Source organism: Thermosporothrix hazakensis (assembly GCF_003253565.1).
GTDB classification, from domain to species: Bacteria; Chloroflexota; Ktedonobacteria; order Ktedonobacterales; family Ktedonobacteraceae; genus Thermosporothrix; species Thermosporothrix hazakensis.
Genome location: NZ_QKUF01000005.1, coordinates 99,860 through 118,263 on the forward strand (window position 1 = coordinate 99,860; position 18,404 = coordinate 118,263).

The following is an 18,404-nucleotide window of genomic DNA, read 5'->3' on the forward strand; positions in this document are numbered from 1 at the left end:
CTTACTTGTTCCGTTGGGCTATGCTAAACTATGTAGATACGTGACCAGAAGCGAACTCATGGTCAGAAGCGAGAAACGTCATAGGCAAAACACAACCATTCTTTTTAAAGGATGACACAACAACATGGCACAGGAATCTGTGGCACCAACAACAGCAGACGTAACACATGGAGACGAGCAACACGGCAAACAAAATGCTCTCGGCCCTATTCTTTGTTGGGCCGTCGTCTTTGCCGATATAGGAACCTCTATTTACTACACCCCGGGTATTCTGTATCACAACGTACAAGGATTGGCAGGCTTCTTTGTCTTTCTGACAATGGCCGTCTTTGTGCTATTGACGCTGAAATACACTGAGGTTTCTCACCGCTTTCCGCAGGGCGGTGGTGTCGTAACGGTTGCCGCTCATGCCCTGAACCCCTGGTTTGGCGCATTGGGCGGTATGTTTATTCTTGTAGACTACTTTTTGACGGCAACAATCAGCTGTCTCTCGGGTGTTATCTACCTGAGCGTCGTTTTTCCGGCCCTACATCCCTGGGCGGAATGGGTCACTATAGGTGTGCTCATCCTGCTTGGCCTGCTTAACTGGGTCGGTATCAGTGAGAGTGCCAAAGTCAGTTTGATTGGCGCGGCAATTGCATTTGTTAGCGATATCGCCATTCTCATCACGGTATTCACACACATCTCATTTGGTGAATTCCTGGCGCTCTTTCCCCGGATGTTCCAGGAATCTCATCTGACGTTTCCTGCTTTACTTGTGGGCTTCGGGAATGCCTTCCTTGCGTTCTCGGGATTGGAAAGTATCTCGCAGCTTTCCCCGGTAATGAAATTACCTCGGAAGAAAACCGCAGGGCTTGCAATGTTCCTGGTGGTGCTAACGATAGGTATAACCAGCCCACTGCTCACGACCCTCTCAACGATGCTGCTCAAAGATGCAGCTCAGGATCCCGTTCGCAATGAGCAGATCATCTCGCTCCTGGCCGGTCACTGGGGCAATACGATCCTTCAGGCAGAAGTCGCGATCAGTGCAGGTGCCTTGCTGATCTTCGCCAGTAATACCGCGATTATTGGCGCATACCACGTGTTTATGGCGCTGGCACGGATGGAATTTCTTCCATCTTTCCTGCTCAAGCGCAATAAGCTACGCAATACACCGCATTTCGCGATCCTGCTGGCGGTCGGTGTCCCTATTGCGGTCCTGATTCTGGTCCAGGGGAATCTGACAATTCTTGGCGATATGTACGCCTTCGGTCTCTTAGGCGCCTTTGCCCTGACCTGCCTGGGTCTGGATATCATTCGTGCCAGAGACTGGAAGAAGGCACGGGAAGCGGAGGAAGCAGAAGAATGGGGAAGATTACTCGGTCCTTCAGAACCATTGACTGGTACAGATGGGCAACGAGAAGTAACAACCACGCACGATTTACAGCTTTCGGGCACTCCACAGCCACAGCGCACCGGTGCACTAGCAGCCAATACCCAGGAAGCAGAGGTTATGGCTTCGGAGGCCGAAACCAAAAGCCTGTGGTTTAAGATTGATTACTTCCTGGGTATACTCACCACTCTTCTGGTAACGATAGCCTGGACTACCAACCTGGTAACCAAGCATCTGGCAACAATTTTCGGCGGCGTTATCACCATCATCGGTATGGGAGTAGCGTATCTGGTCTATATTCGCGCCAAGAAGGTAACAGGACGCGTCCCTGTGCCTATCGTCGTCACGCGGATCGAAGGACGCATCCCGAATTCAGTGCTCGCTATTCTTTTGCCGGATAACGAACACAACAAGGCGGTTATTCGCGCGGCTATCACCAACGCGGATCAGGAGAAGCCAATTATGTTTGTCTATCTGAGTAACCGCCAGCCACGCCAGCAAACGCCTCGGATGATGGAAATTGTTGATCCGTATCTGGAAGACACGCAGGCGAAACAGTACTTCGGTCGCGCCGAAAGCCTCGCACAGCAGGCAAAAGTACCACTGCGCCGCTATGTGTATCTCCAGGGTGGCCCTGAAAGCGTCACACACATCTGGCAAATCGTGAATCCGCATGATACGGTCATTGCTGCCTCGGATAACGACTATATCAAAGACATCAATCCTGACCGTATTCGTTACGAGCTTACGCCTTACGGGAAAGTGGCTCACCTGCTGAAGACGTGGTAAACGCTTGCTTTATTCTCGCTCTTCGCTACTAAAGCGATAGCCCACGCCTGAAATGGTAAGAATAAAGCGAGGATGAGCGGGGTCTGGCTCTATTTTGCGACGCAACTGCCCGATATATACGTGCAGATAATGCGCCTCAGAGCCATACCCTGCGCCCCACACCTGCGAAAGCAACATCTGCCGCGTCATAATCTTCCCTCGATTGTTCACCAACGCCTTTAACAGATCATATTCGGTTGGTGTCAACTTCACATCTTTCCCGTTCACCTGTACAGCCCGCAGGGCAAAGTCAATCCGGAGCGGCCCGGACTCAAAAACAGGCTCGGTCCCTGCCTGCACCTGTGCCGAATGCCGTAAGGCCACTCGCACCCGCGCCAGCACTTCATTGATCCCGAACGGTTTGGAAACATAGTCATCCGCTCCAAGATCAAGCGCCAGCACTTTATCACGCTCGGTATCTTTGACAGATAAGATAATAATGGGCAGATTGGATTGTTCGCGCACCCGCTTACATACTTCCAGGCCACTGATCCCCGGCAACCCGAGATCCAGCAGAACCAGATCAGGCCGGTGACGCATGATCTCATCCAGTGCCTCTTCACCACTTCCCGTTGTAAAGACCTCGTAGCCATGCGCCGTTAAACTGCGCTGCAATGCCCGCACAATCTCGATCTCATCATCAACGACCAGAATACGTGCACCGCTTTTACTCATTATCCCTCCTGTACTCCCTTTTCTAAGGGTAACGTAAACCGGAAAAGCGCGCCTCCGCCTTCCCGATTCTCGGCCCAGATTCGCCCTCCATGTGCCTCAACCAGCCCGCGACAAACCGCCAGACCCAGTCCAGAACCCATAATGCTGGTATTCTTGCGCTTTGTTTCCAGTACCCGGTAAAACTTATCAAAGATGCGCTCTATATCTGCCGGAGGAATGCCCGGTCCGTAATCGCCAACACTGATCAGGAGGTCTTGACTGCGAGCCTCAACAGAGACCTCAATTGGTGAGGCGGGTGGCGTATAGCGCACCGCGTTCTCGATCAGGTTGGTAAGCACCTGATCCATCTGCAAGTAGTCAATCTCAACCGGGGGCAACTCATCCGGGATCGTCGTTCGAACCTCGCGTCCTCGCAGCATGGGGCTTAAACGCTCCAGCACGTCATAGATCAGCTCATTAACGAGATACCATTCTTTCTCTGGCTTTAACGCGCCTCCCTCAATGCGCGACATATCAAGCAGATTCCCGACCAATCGATTCAAGCGATCTGCTTCCGTCTCAATCGCTTGCGCAAAACTACGCCGCTCTTCCGGGTTCCATTCCACGTCCTCCTGAAGCAAACTACTGGCAGCCGCTTTAATCGAGGCCAGTGGCGTGCGCAAGTCGTGCGACACCGAGGAGAGGAGCGCGGTTCGTAAGGCATCCGTTCGGCGCAATAATTCTACCTGCAAGTTCTCCTGTTGTAAACGCGCCCGATCGATGACCGCTGTCGCCTGATCCAAAAAGGTCCAGAAAAAGGTTTGCTGTGGATCTTTCCGCACATCGCTGATCCGCAAACTGCGTGCCAGCGAAAACCGCCGCGAATCATCCTCAACCAGCAGTCGCGCCACGCCTATCACGCGTACCCCCACACGAAGGGGCAACATGCGCACATATAGATTTCGTTGTCGCCCTTCGCGTAGATCACGCCGAAACCAGTAGGAAGAGCTTGAATGAGGCCCGTTATCTTCTAAATAGAGATCGACAATCTTTCCTTCGCGCATGGCCGACTCCGCCGTTATCGCCTCATCAGCGGAGAGCCGCATATGCTCGGCAACATGGCAGGCGTCGGCCCGCAAGGTCAACACCCCACGCTCATCGGGCAACAGAATAGCGCAATCACGCACTCCAGCAGACAAGAACACCTGTAGAATAGAGTCTGCCACCACCTGAAGCTGTCGTTCAAGATTCTCTTCATCCAACGTTGCTCGCACCAGATTATAAAGGGCTCGCGTTTCCCCCTCACGCTTTTTAGCCTCCTCCGCCTGTTGCCGTAGACGAGCAGCCAACTGACCGGTAATCACCGAGATCAACAAGCAGATAAAAAGCGCTAACCATTCTTCAAACCGATGAATAGTAAAGGTATAGATCGGATCAACGAGCAGATAATCAAACGAGAGAAAGGCAACAATGGTCGCGACCAGCGCTGCATAGAGCCCGCGGGTTGTTGCCAGAAGGAGTACCGCCAGCAGGTACAGAAAGGTGATATTCGGAATCTTCGGATACAACCCGAACAGGAGGATAATACCCGAGAGACACAGCGCACTCACCAGACCAAGCAGCGTATCGATCAAACAGCGCTCTTTTCTTTCACCCCTTCTCGCCCCTAAAAATAATATCTGCTCAATAGACTTCTTCATCACGTCACCAGCGCAATCACAGTTCTCTCTGCCTGTCAATCAGGCAGTTTCACTGCCAAGCATATCACACAACAATGGACAACGAAAAATCCTTCCTCGCCCCGAGAAAAACACTGACAAGAAGCACGCTCTATGTTATACTCAGACTCATGGGAAAGCCACGCGTTCTTCTTATCTTGCTGCTTCTGCTGGTCGGATTGTCAGCCTGCGCACCCGGGCACACAGGAACGAACGTCCTTGCGTATCTCCGTGATGGGAAAGTATGGACAGCAGATCCTGACGGGAATAACGCCTTTGCGGTGATTTCTCCAAATACGGAGGTCATCGGGTATAGCTGGTCGCCCGATCATCATATATTCGCGTTTCGCAGTCTGGACCCGGAGTTTGCCAAAACGCCGGCGGCCCGACAGATCGCACGTCATCCGCTTACGGGCCTGGTCGCTGACATGCCTGCACTGGTTCAAACCGTTGGCGTTGACGGAGGCTACCCTATAGCCGTAGCGTTCTCCAATCCGCATACGCAATATAGCAATCCAGAATGGAATAAGGCGGGCACACGCCTTGTCTTCCGACGCTCGCAGGTCTCGGAGTCGGTACCGCTGGAAAGCCGTACCTGGCTGGTCACCCAGAACGATCAGCCCGGCGAAATTGCCGCTCGCTATCTCCCCGGGACATACTCCATACCTTCACTCTCATACCAGAACAATCTTGTGGCGGCAAACTCCGAACAAGGCTTGTACACAAGTACGCAGGAAGCGACTGATCAGCACTTCTTGACTCGCGAAGTGCTGCCCGGACACCCACTCCCGGCCTCGCTGGAACGCGTTCTCTGGCAACCCAACAGCAATGATAGCAGCGTCCTGTATGCCATCAAAGCGGGACCACAAAAAGAGGGCGAACGTTTACAGGTTCAGCTTATCCTGCACACCCTCTCCTCTGGAAAGACCACGACCTTGACAACCTGTACCTGCACACAGTTCGCCTGGGCACCAGACGGAAAATCCATTCTGTATAGTGATAGCAATGACCTTTTCCTGCTTGATCTTCAGACAAAAGCAACCCTGACCTTGCCCAAAGCAGGCAATAGCGTGCCCTACTGGTCACCAGATAGCCGCTTCCTCCTGCTCGATGGCGACAACTCCCTGCAAATGGTCGAGCCTGCACAGAAACGGATCACCACCCTCTTGAGCGCCGAGCATTCCAAGAAGCAGGCATCATCAGTGATATTGTCTTCGCCTGAAGCACTCCTTCAGCCAGTGACAAACAATATCTGGTTCTCCAATAGCCGTCAGTTTCTCTTTCTTACCCGAGATCGCTTGCTCTGGCAGGGACACCCCTTGCAACAGGGAAACGGATTGTATACTATCACTATTGATACGACAGGCAACCCACAGGGTCAACCGGTACAGGCCGCAAGTGGCAACATCCAACAAGCCGGGTGGGCCTATCAGGATGCAAATACATCTTTCCTGTTTTAAGGAAAAGAAAGCAGGTGCATAGTGGATAAGGACAAAGAACGCTTCAGGATTATTCATTCAGCAGACTTTGAAGACGATGAAGAAGAATACAATGACATGGAGCTTCTTGAGCGCCTCGAATCGCTCCGAGAAGATATGGAAGAGCTTGGTGTATCCTCATTAGCGGATGTTGAGCGCCGCATTGAAGAGCTTCATCACAAATTGGAGCATCACTTCTAGTTTGAAACCAACTAACACAAAATGCCTGCCGAACATTTCCATTCGGCAGGCACAACGTTTCAGCCAGGGTATATCAAGCACCACCAAGATACGCCTGACGGACAAGGTCATTGGTCAGTAGATTCTTTGCAGTATCACTCAGAACAATCTTGCCTGTCTGTAACACATATCCTCTGTCGGCCAGCTTCAATGCCATCGAGGCGTTCTGTTCTACCAGAAAGATCGTCTTTCCCTCTTCCCGAATCCGTAAGATGGTCTCGAATACGGTCTCAACCATCAGTGGAGACAATCCCATAGACGGCTCATCCATGCATACCATACTGGGACGGGAAAGCAAGGCACGTGCCATTGCCAGCATCTGCTGTTCACCACCCGACATAGTCCCCGCCACCTGCTTCAGGCGCTCCTTGATACGCGGAAAGATTTCGCAGACATGTTCCAGATCACTTTTGAACTCCGCTTTACTTTTCCGCGTATACGCTCCCATTTCCAGATTTTCCAGCACCGTCATGCGAGAAAACACACGTCGTCCTTCTGGAACCAGCGCCAGACCAGAGCTTACGATTGCATCGGTCGCTTTTCTGGTAATATCTCTATCATTAAATATGATAGACCCGCTACGAGCTCGAACCAGCCCAAAAATGGTCTTCATGGTCGTGGTCTTGCCCGCAGCATTTGCCCCTAGCAAACAAACGATCTCCCCCTTGTTGACTTCAAGCGAGACGTCCTGTAAGACCTGACTGGGGCCATAGAATGTATTAATATTGCTTAAACGTAACATGCTCAAACCTCTTGATCTCTTCGTCGTTCAAGCCCAGGAACACCTATTCGGCCCCTGTTGCCGGTTCCTGTCGTTCATTGCCTTGAATCACTGATTGTTGTTTGCTAACTCTCGGTTCCTGAGACTCACTTGCCTCAAGCTCCGCATCCTGCTGCCCGGTCACTTCTCCCCCTGGTTCCTGGAGTTCACTCGCTTCCGAAGCTATCTCCTGTGACTCAGCGATCTCTATCCCTGATTGTTGTTGCTCGCTCGCTTCAGAAACTGCATCCTGCTGCTCACTCTCTTCAGCCGACTGTCCGAGATAGGCAGCGATGACGCGTTTGTCGCGGCGTACCTCTTCAGGCAGACCTTCGGCAATCTTTCGCCCATAATCCAGCACAGCGATCTTATCGGAGATGCCCATTGTCACCGTCAGCTTATGCTCGATCAGCAGGATGGTCAGGCCAAGTTCATCACGCAAGCGGCGCACATACTGGACCGCTTCTCGTGTCTCCGCCTCGTTCATTCCCGCTGTTGGCTCATCTAACAATAACAACTTCGGGCTCGCAGCAAGTGCGCGCGCGATCTCAACGCGCCTTCGATCAGCATAGGACAGGTTCACAACGTACTCATCTTGCCGATCGACCAGAGACGAACCAAAGAAGCTCAGGAGCGTAAGAGCCCGTTCACGAGCCCTCTGTTCCTCTCGCTGGACGCTCGGCCAGCGGAAAAGCGCCCCCAGTACGCCCGCTTTGAGCTGACTATGCTGGCCAACAAGGATGTTTTCCAGTACAGTCATATTATTAAACAGACGAATATTCTGGAATGTTCGAGCGATCCCACGTTCTAGCACCTGGTCAGGATTGAGACCGACAATGGACTTGCCAGCGAGCGTGATTTGACCCGAGGTAGGGCGATAGATGCCGGTAATCAGGTTAAAAACCGTCGTTTTTCCCGCTCCATTTGGTCCAATAATACTGACGATCTCCCGCGGATATACCTTCAGATCAACATCGCTGACGGCAACCAGGCCCTCAAACTTCTTGGTCACCCCGCTCAGCTCAAGCAAGGGCTCGCCATCTGGTCTCCTCATCTGTTCTTCAGACATGCGCCATCTCTCCTACAATACTGCTTATTCAACCCGCACCTCTTGCTCAAAATCGGGGCTCCCTGGAGCAGTCTCTAAAGCGCCTACATCTTCTTCGGGTTTATTTTCCGTATGGTGTAGCTCTCGCTTCCGGCGCGAGCTTGGCCAGAGGCCCTCAGGACGATAGAGCATGATCGCCACAAGCAGGACACCAAAGATCAGCCCTCTGATGTTATTCAGCGATGACAGGCCAGGAATCGCATGCAGAACATGGAGTGGGTTGGTGGGATTACTGGCAAGCGTATCGAGCTGAGCAAGCACCAGCACATTGATCGCATAGACAGCTATCGCGCCCAGAATCACGCCGGGGATACTCCCCAGGCCACCGATAACGACCATAGCCAGATAGATGATTGAGTCACCAAAACTGAAGTTGTCAGGCGTCACACTTCCCAGTTTTGCCGCCTTATACATACCCGCAATCCCGGCAAAGAAGGCACCGGCGGCAAAGGCGAGCAGCTTGGTCTTGGTCAGGTTGATGCCGGAAGAGGACGCTGCAATCTCATCCTCACGAATAGCAATCCAGGCACGCCCAAGCCGCGAATCACGCAGCCGTACATTCGCAAAGATGGTAAAGACAATCAAGGCCATGATCAGGTAATAGTAAGGTACAGGCGTGATCGAGCTCCAATCCACCCCAGGTGCGTTCGGAGAGAAGATACCAATCAAGCCATTTGCGCCATTGGTATACATATCCAGTTCCAGGAAGACAACCGGGATGATCTCACCGAAGCCGAGCGTCACAATCGCCAGATAATCACCTCGTAAGCGAAGCGTTGGTGCACCAAGTGCGACCCCCCAGAGCGCCACAATAATCGCGCCAATAATCAGCATCGGCCAGAACAGCCAACCGGCTGTAGCCTGGGCAATAGGTATCGACAACAATACTTGCAATTGAGGCGAGCCGACCAACCCCCAGATATAGGCACCGATCGCAAAGAAGGCAACATAACCGAGATCCAGCAATCCGGCAAACCCGACCACAATATTCAGGCCCAGTGCCAGAATCACATAATAGCCAGCATCGTTATAGCCAGTCAGCCGACCATCCATACCAAAGCCAAAAAGCAGAGGATCAAGGGCAGGATAAAACAGCACAAACGCAATAATCAGTACAGAATAGATCCATTTCGCACCCTTGCTCATAAAGGGAAGGTCATGCGGCACAAAGTCGCGCGCCTCTTCCTGTTTGCGTTCCGTCGAAAGCGTTTCGAGCTGCTGCTGCTTTCTCCAGATCGCGCGGCGAGTCGCGCCTTTCCCCTCCTCATTGCTCACCTGTGAGGAAAAGGTGTGATGTACCGCCAGACGCCCACCCCAATAACCGAGGAAATACCCGGCAATTGGAAACACAATCGTCCTGATCGCAATCCAGAGCCACAGTGTCGAGGAATTGAGTGCTCCACTGAGGTAGTAGATGATATCAGCGACCAGCATCACTACCGAGAACACCAGGCCAATCCAGAAGCCGCCAGCAGTTCCCCGTGCCAACATCGTCTGCTTACGCCCCTCATCCAGGACCTCAATCTCTGCCAGTGGCGGGGGCGGCGTATAGTGCAGCCACTGATGCACCCGAGGACGCAAAAACAGGTAGATCGCCCAGACCGGGACGCTGATCGCCAATCCCATAATCAGCCCGGTACTTCCAGAAAGGGCACAGATCAATAACGGGATGGTCACCACAAAAATGACGTCTGCCCAGAGTTCATACATGCTTCTGCGACCACTATCAGCGGCGACCAGATAGCCTCCGAGCATCAAGAAGGCAGGATACAATACCAGAAGAAAGATCGTGGTCTGAATCAGGGTAGACCACGTAAACGCTGTATAGCTGCTCTCTTGCGGTGAAACGTAGGTCAGGAAGACGCTGTTCAGCATCCCCTCACCGCTCCAAACAAGCGTGAAGATACTGAGAGGGACAAGCACCGCCACGACCCATTTTAAAAGCAGCTTGCGTGTTTCAAGATCAGGACGAAGCATTCTTAACGCCAAGATGCATCACCTCACTCTTTTCAAAAAATGATGACAGGAAAACGCTTCCTGCTGCTGTTATACTTTCTCGGGCGTGTGTTGTCCCAACAGACCAGAAGGCCGGAACACCAGAATCAGAATCAGCACAACAAAGATCAAAGCTCGATCCCAGGCTGCGCCACCATGCGGGAGCCCCCACCCGGTTTTAAGGGAATCGGGGATCAGAGAAACCAGATTGTAAATCAAGCCGAGCACGATGCCACCGAGCATAGCCCCCCGAATGTTCCCAATACCACCGAGGACGGCAGCAATAAAGGCAACCAAACCATATTGATACCCGATTGAGTAAATGGTTGCCCCATTTTTCAGGCCATAGATAAACCCGGCTGCCCCTGCAAGCGCCGCGCCTATCAGAAAGGTGACGGAGATGATAAGATCAACATTTACCCCCATAAGAGCCGCGGCCTCGCGATCCTGAGCGACAGCCCGCATGGCTTTGCCTACTTTGGTGCTGGACACCAGCCACTGCAAGAAGACCATCAAGACAATTGAGATCGCCAGGACAAGCAAGGTAATATTGTCGATTGTGACCGATTCGCCCGGTGTTGCCAGACAGGTCACATGGAAGGGGGAAACAGAGTCGATACGAATGGGGTAAATGCAGTAGTCAACACGGTCGAGGATCTGGGGGAAGCGAATGTAGTTAATGCCGTTCCAGAGCTTACCCACATCCTGCAAGATGAGCGAAACACCAATCGCGGAAATAAGCGGTGCCAGACGAGGAGCATTACGTAAGGGCCGGTAGGCAATACGCTCAATGATGACACCGAGCACCGCGCAGACTATCATCGCGCAGATACAGGCAACCAGAAACAGGCCAACTAGCCCGAGAAGATTGGGCTGCGTTTGATCGGTCACACCTAAGAGGGTCAGAACGGCGATCGAAACCATTGAGCCAATCATAAAGATGTCGCCGTGAGCAAAGTTGATCAGCTCAATGATGCCATACACCATCGTGTAACCGAGCGCGATGAGCGCATAAATTGAGCCTTGAGCAATACCTTCCTTGATGAGCTGGAAAATGTGTACAAGCATAGGCGGTATCCTACTATTCCTCAACAAAAGCGACGTTAAGAAGATGGAGGCAGGAGGGAAAAGCGCTGTATGGCTTCACATCCCCCCTGCATCACTAGAGAGTGTTGGTAAGTACGTGCGGATCAGCAAACTCTAAGGGGATTTTCAGAGCCTTCAGCCTTATGACGCCTTGCTAGCATCAAGCTGATCAACAAACTCGTATTTACCCTTTCCGCCGGATTCCTTGATCTGCCAGATGGAAATAACCTTGTTTGAGGTATCGCCATTCTGGTCAAAGGAGTGATGACCGGTTACGCCATCGTAGTTGGTCTTTGTCATGGCATCGATCACCGCCTGACGGAACTTCTTTGCACCATCGGTATCGTTCGAGTCTTTCGGGGTCACAGCTCCGCCATCCAGGGCTCGCTTGATCGCCTGAATGACAATCATCGCGCAATCATAAGCAGCAGCGCTGTAGGAACCGTACTCGGCCTCGCCAAATTCCTTGTTATAGTCCTCGATAAACTGCTTGGCGGACGGAAGAACAGTCTCGTTCACTTTCGCCTGACTGGCGAATGTCGGGCCGCCTTTCGCGCCAATCGTTGAGGCAAATGCATAGTTCTGAAGACCATCACCGCCGGCAAAAGGAATATTGCGGGTTGCGGGATCGTTCAGCACCTGACGCCGGAGCTGCGTGCCACCTTTACTGTCAGTACCACCGAAGAATATAACATCAGGGTTTGCCTGCTTGATATTGGCGACCGTGCTGCCATAGTCATTACTCGGCTGCTTGCTCTCACGGTTCCCGACAAGCTGCCCACCGGCTTTTGTCCATTCGCGCGCGAACACATCGGCAAGGCCTTTACCATAGGTAGAGGTATCATCAATGACATACGCCTTTTTGTAGCCCTTACCCATCAAGAACTTTGCCATTGCGAGACCCTGCAAATCATCGGTCGCGGCCACGCGGAAAAACGTGACTTTCCCGGTCGGACGCAGGCGAGAGACCTTATCATCAGCTCCGGTACACCCGATTTCAGGACCACTGCGCGTCAGACACTGGTTCGTGGTTGATGGAGCAATCAGGGTAATGGGGGCCTGGTTCGTCACCGGCATTTCTGCCTCAGCCACGGAACTGTTAAACGGGCCGACAATACCTGCGATAAGCGCATCACCAATAAGATCAGTTACATTCTTCTTACCTACGTCCGGGCTGTACGAACCGTTTGGTCCCACATCGTCCTTTGGCACAAACTGAAGGGTATAATCACCAAGCATCTTCTTGTCGTTCGCCTGCTTGATCGCCAACTGGACGCCATTCTGTGCCGGTTTACCGTTCGCGGTATCCAGACCGGACACAGGGAAGTCGCTGCCAATCTTAATGATTTTGGAACCACTTCCGCTTGGCGAGCCGGTATTCCCACCGGCTTGCGGGCCACAGGCCGCAAAAAGGAGCAGCATAAGCGAGCATACACTGCCCAGGGCAAAAATACGTGACCAGCCTCTCTGCATGTGTTGTTAGCCTCCTTAGCAGCTTTACAATTTTTACAAGCAATGCAGGGAACCCGGGGAAGCTAGAACAGAAATCCTGGCAAACGTGAGCGAAGCAGAAATGCGTTAGCCAGCATAAAACTCTACAGTTTCATGCTCTAGACTCCTCCTCTGGTAATTACGTTAAGAACCGATGAAATCTCACCTGATTTGTACAGGAATTCAGTACTGATTTTAGAAAGTAGGGACATATTTTATTGAACTTCTACAAGAAGTAATTGGATAACCTTAATCTACTACCTTTGGTCACGTATGCCTCTTATCTAATGATTGAACGAATTATAAGCACTATAGTTCAGCATGTCAATATACTTTTTTTCTTCCATAGACATAGCATCCAGTCAGGACAGAAGTGTGAAAGTCCTTCACAGCGTCCCGCACGCCTGGAGAGAAAGTAGCGATACTGATGACTCTCATGAAATTTTACCGGTCTTCTCGGGTATAGCTTCGACAGAAGAGGGAATATAGAATCAATATAGTATTTCTTTATTTTTCAGAGTGGGAAAGAGAAGAGGCAGGAAGTTCCCGCACACACTATGCCGGGAACTTCTCACAGAAGCGACGGAAAGCAGTAATCACCTGCTGACGTGTGTTGTCAAGCGATCCGCTGTTATCGATTACCTCATCTACCAGAGGGATTTTCAAGGTAGCAGGGGTTTGGGCATTGATTCGCACCAATGCATCAGCGGCGCTCAGGTTACTGCGCAGTTGCAGACGCTGCAACTGTTGTTCCTGCGAGCAAAGCACCAGCCATTTGCTCTGGCAGAAGCGTCCGGATTCGCCTTCCAGTAACTTTACAGCATCGATAATCGCGATACCAGAAGGGCTGACTTGTGCCAGTTCCAGGCGGAGCGCCTCGGTGACGGCGGGATGGACAATCCGTTCAAGCTGTTGTAGTGCTTGTGCATCCTGAAAGACCAGGTTTCCCAGTTTCTTTCGGTCAACGCTCCCATCTGTTGCGAGAAAATCATGTCCGAAAGCGCTGGCAATGGCGTGAGTTACGGGCTGTCCAGCAGTATAGAGCTGATGTACCAGTGCATCGGCATCAATGTAGCGCTCAGCGCCCAGTTCCAGTAACATCTTTCCAACCGCTGTCTTACCACAGGCAATATTTCCAGTTAGGCCAAGAGTGCGAGGCATTTGGCAGAGGCTCCTCTACATGATATGATGTCGGGGACACATTGAGTATACCATAAAAAAAATAGGTACCGCTCACCAGGGTGGTCAGGCCTGCAAAGCATACCGGGTCAAAAGCCCGCTACATTGTGAACGGGCCGCCAAAAGTACCTCTTACCGCGCTATATGTGGCATCCCCCTTTTTTGTAGCGTACAATGCCTAATAGGCTGCGAAAAAGAATCATACAAGCATTGAGGAGCTTCGATGGGCAGACGACTGGGACTCATTATAGGGATCAACACCTATCAGGACCCCACCTTTCAACCATTACAATTCGCAGAAAATGATGCACGAGCACTGGCCCAATGGCTCGTCAATAATCAGGGCGGCAAATGGTCTCCAGGAGACGTACAGGTCGTTCAGGGGCAACATGCAACCCATGAACTCCTGAAATCCCTGTTCACCCAAACCTGTCTGCAGGTTGCCCTCCCTGATGATCTGGTGTTTCTCTACTTCGCCGGTCACACCTATATTGATGAGAGAAGTGGTCAGGGCATTTTAGCTGCAAGTAATACATCATATCAGGACCCAACTACCGGCATTCCATTAATCACAATTGCACAGCAACTCTTTGCACAGAGTCAGGCAGGGCAAATACTCTTCATAATTGATAGTTTCCAAAGTGGCCGCCTTTGGAGCGCTCGCCGTGCCAGTCCATATGACTTCAGCCCTCTGTGCAGCCCTGCTGTTACCAGCGCTCTTCAGCAGCAGCCAAATCGCATGCTTTTCTTTTCCTGCCGCGGCAATGAGTTCGCGCCGGAAACAGGGATGCAAAAACTTGGCAGCTTTACTCATCGCCTGATAGCTGGATTGTGTGGGCCAGCCAATGACCCCACACTCGGGCGCCCAACAATTGAAAGCATCTATTCGTTCTTACAGGGCTCGCTGAGCGATCAGCAGAAACCGCAGATCATCGGCCAGATCAACTCGCCCGTTATTCTGGCAGGTGATCCGCTACCCGATCCCTCTCAAGAGCCGGTAGCAAGTAAGCCGCAACCGCAGGTTTATCACGATACTCCAGGTTCGCAATATCCACAGGGGGCATCGCTGGCAACTGCAACAACTGTACGGACGCAACAGAATGAGCCTTCAAGTGGGCCATTGGTCAACCATAGCGCCCTCTCGGCTTTTCAGAACACGCCGACCACGGATAACACCCAGGCAGTTACCCCTATGCTGGCTCAGGCCAAACAGCTTGTCCAAGCCAATCGCCTTGCAGAAGCGATCATGTACGTCGAGCAAGCTCTGCAAGCCTCCCCACAAGATACTGAGGCGCTGACACTCAAGGCGCAGGTCCTTGGAACGATGGGAAGGCTTCAGGAAGCATTCGCTGTGATCGACCAGATGCTTCAACAAGACCCTGAGAACGCGCTCGCCTGGAGTATGCGGGCGGTCGTTCTGAACAATGCAGGTCAATATCAGGCCGCGCTTGAGGCAATTGAACGCTCTCTGGAACTCAACCCGAACAATCTGGAAGCGTATAACATCAAAACCGGGATTATGGAACACCTGGCCACGACGCAATCACAGCATGGGAAGACAGGAGAGCTAGCGGCCAAGCTCATTGAGGAAAGCAACAAAGAAGAGGGCAGGACAAGACCTTTCTGGAAAGATGCAGCCCTCCAGATCGTCGGCCTGCTTATCGGAGTTGTGGGAATCGCGCTTCCGCTGGCACTGCCAGGCACACTGGCACTGGCGGGCCTGGTAGTGAGTAGTATTGGTTTTGCCCTCTACTGCATTGCCGCAATCCGTGGAGCCTATAGCAAAGGCATCGGTTCGGCCCTGCTGACTATTGTACTAAGCGTCCTTCTTGCCGCGCTTGTCGGGGGAGCAGCACGCTTTGGTCTTTCTCCGCTGATTGATCTGGTGCATAAGAAACAGGAGCTGTTGGGCGCAATCTTTTACGCGGCTGTTGCATTGGTCGCCGTCGCAATTCTTGCGCCCGTGCTCGCGATTGGAAGCTTTTTTGTTGGCATTCCGCGTCGTCGTAAAGGGAAATAAGGAGGCTAGCTGGCAACGTCTGCCAGCTCCTCCCATTCACTCAGGAGTGCATCCACACGCGCTTTTGCCTGCTCATAGTCCTCATTCAAACGCATCAACTCATCCGCATCGGCTTGTAAAGCAGCTTCAGATAGAGCGGTTTCCAGTTCTTTCACCCGGGACTCCGCCTTCTCTATCTCGCGCTCCACATCCTCAATGGTACGCGTTTTTGTACGAGTGCGCTTCTTATTCCGCGTGGGTGCCGCCTCTGGCTTCTTCTCAACGGTCTGCTTCTTCTCAACAGTGGGCTTATCGAGCACCAGAGGTCGCTTGAAGCGCCGATACTCGGTATAATTTCCCTGGTACGGGATCAGCACCCCCTCCTCAATCGCCCAGATTTTGGTTGCCAGGCGATCTACAAAGTAGCGGTCATGCGAGACAAAAAGCAATGAGCCCTCAAACTCGCTCATCACTTCTTCCAGAAACTGGCGCGATTGCAGATCCAGGTGGTTGGTTGGCTCGTCCAGGATCAGGAAATTTGCACCTTGCAAGGTTAACTTAGCTAACGCGACGCGGCTCCGTTCGCCACCACTCAGCGCATGGATTGGCTTAAAGACATCATCCCCTGAAAACAGAAAACGCCCGAGAAAGCTGCGTGCGCCCTCCTCGCTCAACGCGCTGACCTGTCGAATCTCATCGATAATCGTGCGGTCCATATCAAGACCAGAGTGCGTCTGCGAGTAATAGCCAATTCGCACATTATGCCCAAGCTGAATATGCCCGCCAAGCGCTGGAATCTCCCCGATAATCGTACGCAGCAACGTCGTCTTACCCGATCCATTCGGCCCAAGCAGCCCGATACGATCACCGCGCTCCAGTTCCAGATCAGCACACTGGAAAAGCGCCTCGCTGGGCTCGTGCCGCTTCTTGAAGCCGATTATCAGCTTACGCGCAGAGAGAACCATACGCCCGCTATCCATCACCGGACTGAGTTCAAAATGCATCTCAGCAAAGTCCTGTGGGCGCTCAATGCGTTCCATCCGGTCCAGCAATTTCTGGCGTCCACGGGCCTCTTTACTGCGTTGTCCGGCTTTATACCGCCGAATAAATTCTTCGGTTCGTGCGATATATGCTTGCTGCGCCTCATATTCTTTCAAACGCCGCTCCATCCGCTCTTCGCGCAGGCTCAGATACTTTGTATAGTTTCCCGGGTACTCCTCAATATGACCAAAGGCAAGCTCAATCGTACGCGTCACTACTTTATCCAGAAAATAGCGGTCGTGCGCAACAATCAGCATTGCTCCGCTCCAGGAAGAGAGATATTCTTCCAGCCATTCCAGAGACTCCAGATCCAGATGGTTTGTCGGCTCGTCCAGCAACAATACATCCGGTTCCTGCAACAGCAGCTTACCCAGTGAGGCCCGCGTCTTCTGTCCGCCACTCAACTGCGCAAAGGGAGCATCCTGTTGCTCACGAGTAAAGCCCAGACCATCAAGCACCTGCGAAACGCGATGTTCATAGGTATAGCCACCAGCATGCTCAAAGCGTGTCTGGAGCTCCGCATATTGCTGTAGCAACTGCTCATAGACGGCTGGTTGGGCCTGGGCTTCAGGAGCAGACATACGCTGAGCCAGCGCACTTAATTCCTGTTCCCACTGCCGCACCTGCGCAAAAACGGTCAGCATCTCCTCTCGTAACGTATTACCAGGCTGAAAATCCGCCATCTGCGACAGATAACCAATGCGGACATTGCGCGCGACCGCTATTTCTCCCGCATCAGGCTCCTCGCGTCCCGCCAGAATATTCAAGAGGGTAGACTTCCCTGCACCATTTGGCCCTACTAAACCGATCCGATCCCCTGGGTCTACTTGAAAACTAACATCAGAAAAAATGAGTTCAGCACCAAAGGATTTCGCCAGATTCGTCACTGTTACAATTGGCATTTTTACATCACCTAGCTAGACAAACATACCTGTAGACATTCTTTCCAGGGCAATAACGTTGAGTAGCGTATCATAATCGCTATCCCCCGCGCAAGAGAAGCCAGCCAGCACACAAAAAAGCAGCGCTCACTATCCCTTGCTTATGTGATAAAAGGATAAGGAAGAAATACCGGAGGACAAAAAGCGTGCAACCAGGCATTTGGACTCAAAAGCAGTTCCTGGCATCCTCGCCACAGCAGAACCGCGCTCCCAAACCATCCGCGCTCTTCTGGAAGAACATGCTGCTTCTGGCATTATAGCATACCGTTGATCGTATTTATACACCTTCTATAGAATATCTATCGGCCCTTCCCCTTGAAAAATTCAATCCTCACGCCGAAAACATCCATTCTGCTAGCCATCCAGAAAGAAGAATGGAAATACGCCTCTAGTAGGAACGATCCCCACCTGTAGACTGATCTCCATTCCCGTTCAGTGCACTATACTCAATACAAATCGATTTCAAATCCCTCTACCTCACTATAAAGCAATGCAAGAACAGGAGTTTTTCTAC

At 52.1% G+C, this 18,404-nt stretch carries 13 protein-coding genes; 4 read left to right on the forward strand and 9 right to left on the reverse strand.

Annotated features, from left to right (window positions below; genetic code table 11):
- The first annotated feature begins 124 nt into the window (after positions 1 to 124).
- Entirely contained in the window at positions 125 to 2,161 is a 2,037-nt protein-coding gene (locus EI42_RS09840) for an APC family permease (RefSeq protein WP_111321364.1), read from the forward strand.
- A 9-nt stretch (positions 2,162 to 2,170) separates the two neighbouring features.
- Here the strand turns inward: EI42_RS09840 and EI42_RS09845 are convergent, their stop codons facing one another.
- Positions 2,171 to 2,875, reverse strand: coding sequence for a response regulator transcription factor (locus EI42_RS09845; RefSeq protein WP_111321366.1), 705 nt, complete (start codon positions 2,873 to 2,875; stop codon positions 2,171 to 2,173).
- Positions 2,875 to 4,554, reverse strand: a complete 1,680-nt coding sequence (locus EI42_RS09850) for a sensor histidine kinase (RefSeq protein WP_111321368.1) — start codon at positions 4,552 to 4,554, stop codon at positions 2,875 to 2,877. The genes EI42_RS09845 and EI42_RS09850 overlap by 1 nt, the downstream gene beginning before the upstream one ends.
- Positions 4,555 to 4,703: 149 nt before the next feature.
- On the opposite strand from EI42_RS09850, the gene EI42_RS09855 reads away from it, so the two are divergent.
- Both EI42_RS09855 and EI42_RS09860 read left to right on the forward strand, forming a co-directional pair.
- Entirely contained in the window at positions 4,704 to 6,032 is a 1,329-nt protein-coding gene (locus EI42_RS09855; protein WP_111321370.1) for a hypothetical protein, read from the forward strand.
- 21 nt (positions 6,033 to 6,053) lie between these two features.
- Entirely contained in the window at positions 6,054 to 6,251 is a 198-nt protein-coding gene (locus EI42_RS09860) for a hypothetical protein (RefSeq protein ID WP_111321372.1), read from the forward strand.
- A 73-nt stretch (positions 6,252 to 6,324) separates the two neighbouring features.
- Here the strand turns inward: EI42_RS09860 and EI42_RS09865 are convergent, their stop codons facing one another.
- The 6 genes from EI42_RS09865 to coaE all read right to left on the reverse strand — a co-directional run bounded on the left by EI42_RS09865 (position 6,325) and on the right by coaE (position 13,891).
- Positions 6,325 to 7,032 carry an ABC transporter ATP-binding protein gene (locus tag EI42_RS09865; protein WP_111321374.1) on the reverse strand — a complete coding sequence of 236 codons (708 nt, stop codon included), beginning with the start codon at positions 7,030 to 7,032 and terminating at the stop codon, positions 6,325 to 6,327.
- Between the two features lie 43 nt (positions 7,033 to 7,075).
- Complete coding sequence (locus EI42_RS09870) at positions 7,076 to 8,119, reverse strand: ABC transporter ATP-binding protein (protein ID WP_246046375.1); 1,044 nt, start codon at positions 8,117 to 8,119, stop codon at positions 7,076 to 7,078.
- Positions 8,120 to 8,143: 24 nt separating this feature from the next.
- Positions 8,144 to 10,147, reverse strand: a complete 2,004-nt coding sequence (locus EI42_RS09875; RefSeq protein ID WP_137686242.1) for a branched-chain amino acid ABC transporter permease — start codon at positions 10,145 to 10,147, stop codon at positions 8,144 to 8,146.
- A gap of 57 nt (positions 10,148 to 10,204) precedes the next feature.
- Positions 10,205 to 11,221, reverse strand: coding sequence for a branched-chain amino acid ABC transporter permease (locus EI42_RS09880; RefSeq protein ID WP_111321378.1), 1,017 nt, complete (start codon positions 11,219 to 11,221; stop codon positions 10,205 to 10,207).
- Positions 11,222 to 11,380: 159 nt separating this feature from the next.
- Positions 11,381 to 12,712, reverse strand: coding sequence for a branched-chain amino acid ABC transporter substrate-binding protein (locus tag EI42_RS09885; RefSeq protein WP_111321380.1), 1,332 nt, complete (start codon positions 12,710 to 12,712; stop codon positions 11,381 to 11,383).
- Positions 12,713 to 13,285: 573 nt separating this feature from the next.
- The gene (gene coaE / locus EI42_RS09890; protein WP_111321382.1) at positions 13,286 to 13,891 is read right to left on the reverse strand and encodes a dephospho-CoA kinase; all 606 of its coding nucleotides are present in this window, start codon (positions 13,889 to 13,891) and stop codon (positions 13,286 to 13,288) included.
- A gap of 241 nt (positions 13,892 to 14,132) precedes the next feature.
- On the opposite strand from coaE, the gene EI42_RS09895 reads away from it, so the two are divergent.
- A complete protein-coding gene (locus EI42_RS09895) occupies positions 14,133 to 15,929 on the forward strand; it encodes a tetratricopeptide repeat protein (RefSeq protein ID WP_111321384.1) in 1,797 nt (598 codons plus the stop codon).
- Between the two features lie 5 nt (positions 15,930 to 15,934).
- Here the strand turns inward: EI42_RS09895 and EI42_RS09900 are convergent, their stop codons facing one another.
- On the reverse strand, positions 15,935 to 17,851 hold the full coding sequence (locus tag EI42_RS09900; protein ID WP_111321386.1) for an ABC-F family ATP-binding cassette domain-containing protein: 1,917 nt from the start codon (positions 17,849 to 17,851) through the stop codon (positions 15,935 to 15,937).
- Positions 17,852 to 18,404 lie beyond the last annotated feature (553 nt).

Excerpts from the sequence above, each read along its gene's own strand:
- EI42_RS09895 (WP_111321384.1), top strand. The coding sequence starts at position 14,133 with ATGGGCAGACGACTGGGACTCATTATAGGGATCAACACCTATCAGGAC.
- EI42_RS09885 (WP_111321380.1), bottom strand. The coding sequence starts at position 12,712 with ATGCAGAGAGGCTGGTCACGTATTTTTGCCCTGGGCAGTGTATGCTCG.
- EI42_RS09870 (WP_246046375.1), bottom strand. The coding sequence starts at position 8,119 with ATGTCTGAAGAACAGATGAGGAGACCAGATGGCGAGCCCTTGCTTGAG.
- EI42_RS09855 (WP_111321370.1), top strand. The coding sequence starts at position 4,704 with ATGGGAAAGCCACGCGTTCTTCTTATCTTGCTGCTTCTGCTGGTCGGA.
- EI42_RS09900 (WP_111321386.1), bottom strand. The coding sequence starts at position 17,851 with ATGCCAATTGTAACAGTGACGAATCTGGCGAAATCCTTTGGTGCTGAA.
- EI42_RS09880 (WP_111321378.1), bottom strand. The coding sequence starts at position 11,221 with ATGCTTGTACACATTTTCCAGCTCATCAAGGAAGGTATTGCTCAAGGC.
- coaE (WP_111321382.1), bottom strand. The coding sequence starts at position 13,891 with ATGCCTCGCACTCTTGGCCTAACTGGAAATATTGCCTGTGGTAAGACA.
- EI42_RS09840 (WP_111321364.1), top strand. The coding sequence starts at position 125 with ATGGCACAGGAATCTGTGGCACCAACAACAGCAGACGTAACACATGGA.
- EI42_RS09845 (WP_111321366.1), bottom strand. The coding sequence starts at position 2,875 with ATGAGTAAAAGCGGTGCACGTATTCTGGTCGTTGATGATGAGATCGAG.
- EI42_RS09865 (WP_111321374.1), bottom strand. The coding sequence starts at position 7,032 with ATGTTACGTTTAAGCAATATTAATACATTCTATGGCCCCAGTCAGGTC.
- EI42_RS09850 (WP_111321368.1), bottom strand. The coding sequence starts at position 4,554 with ATGAAGAAGTCTATTGAGCAGATATTATTTTTAGGGGCGAGAAGGGGT.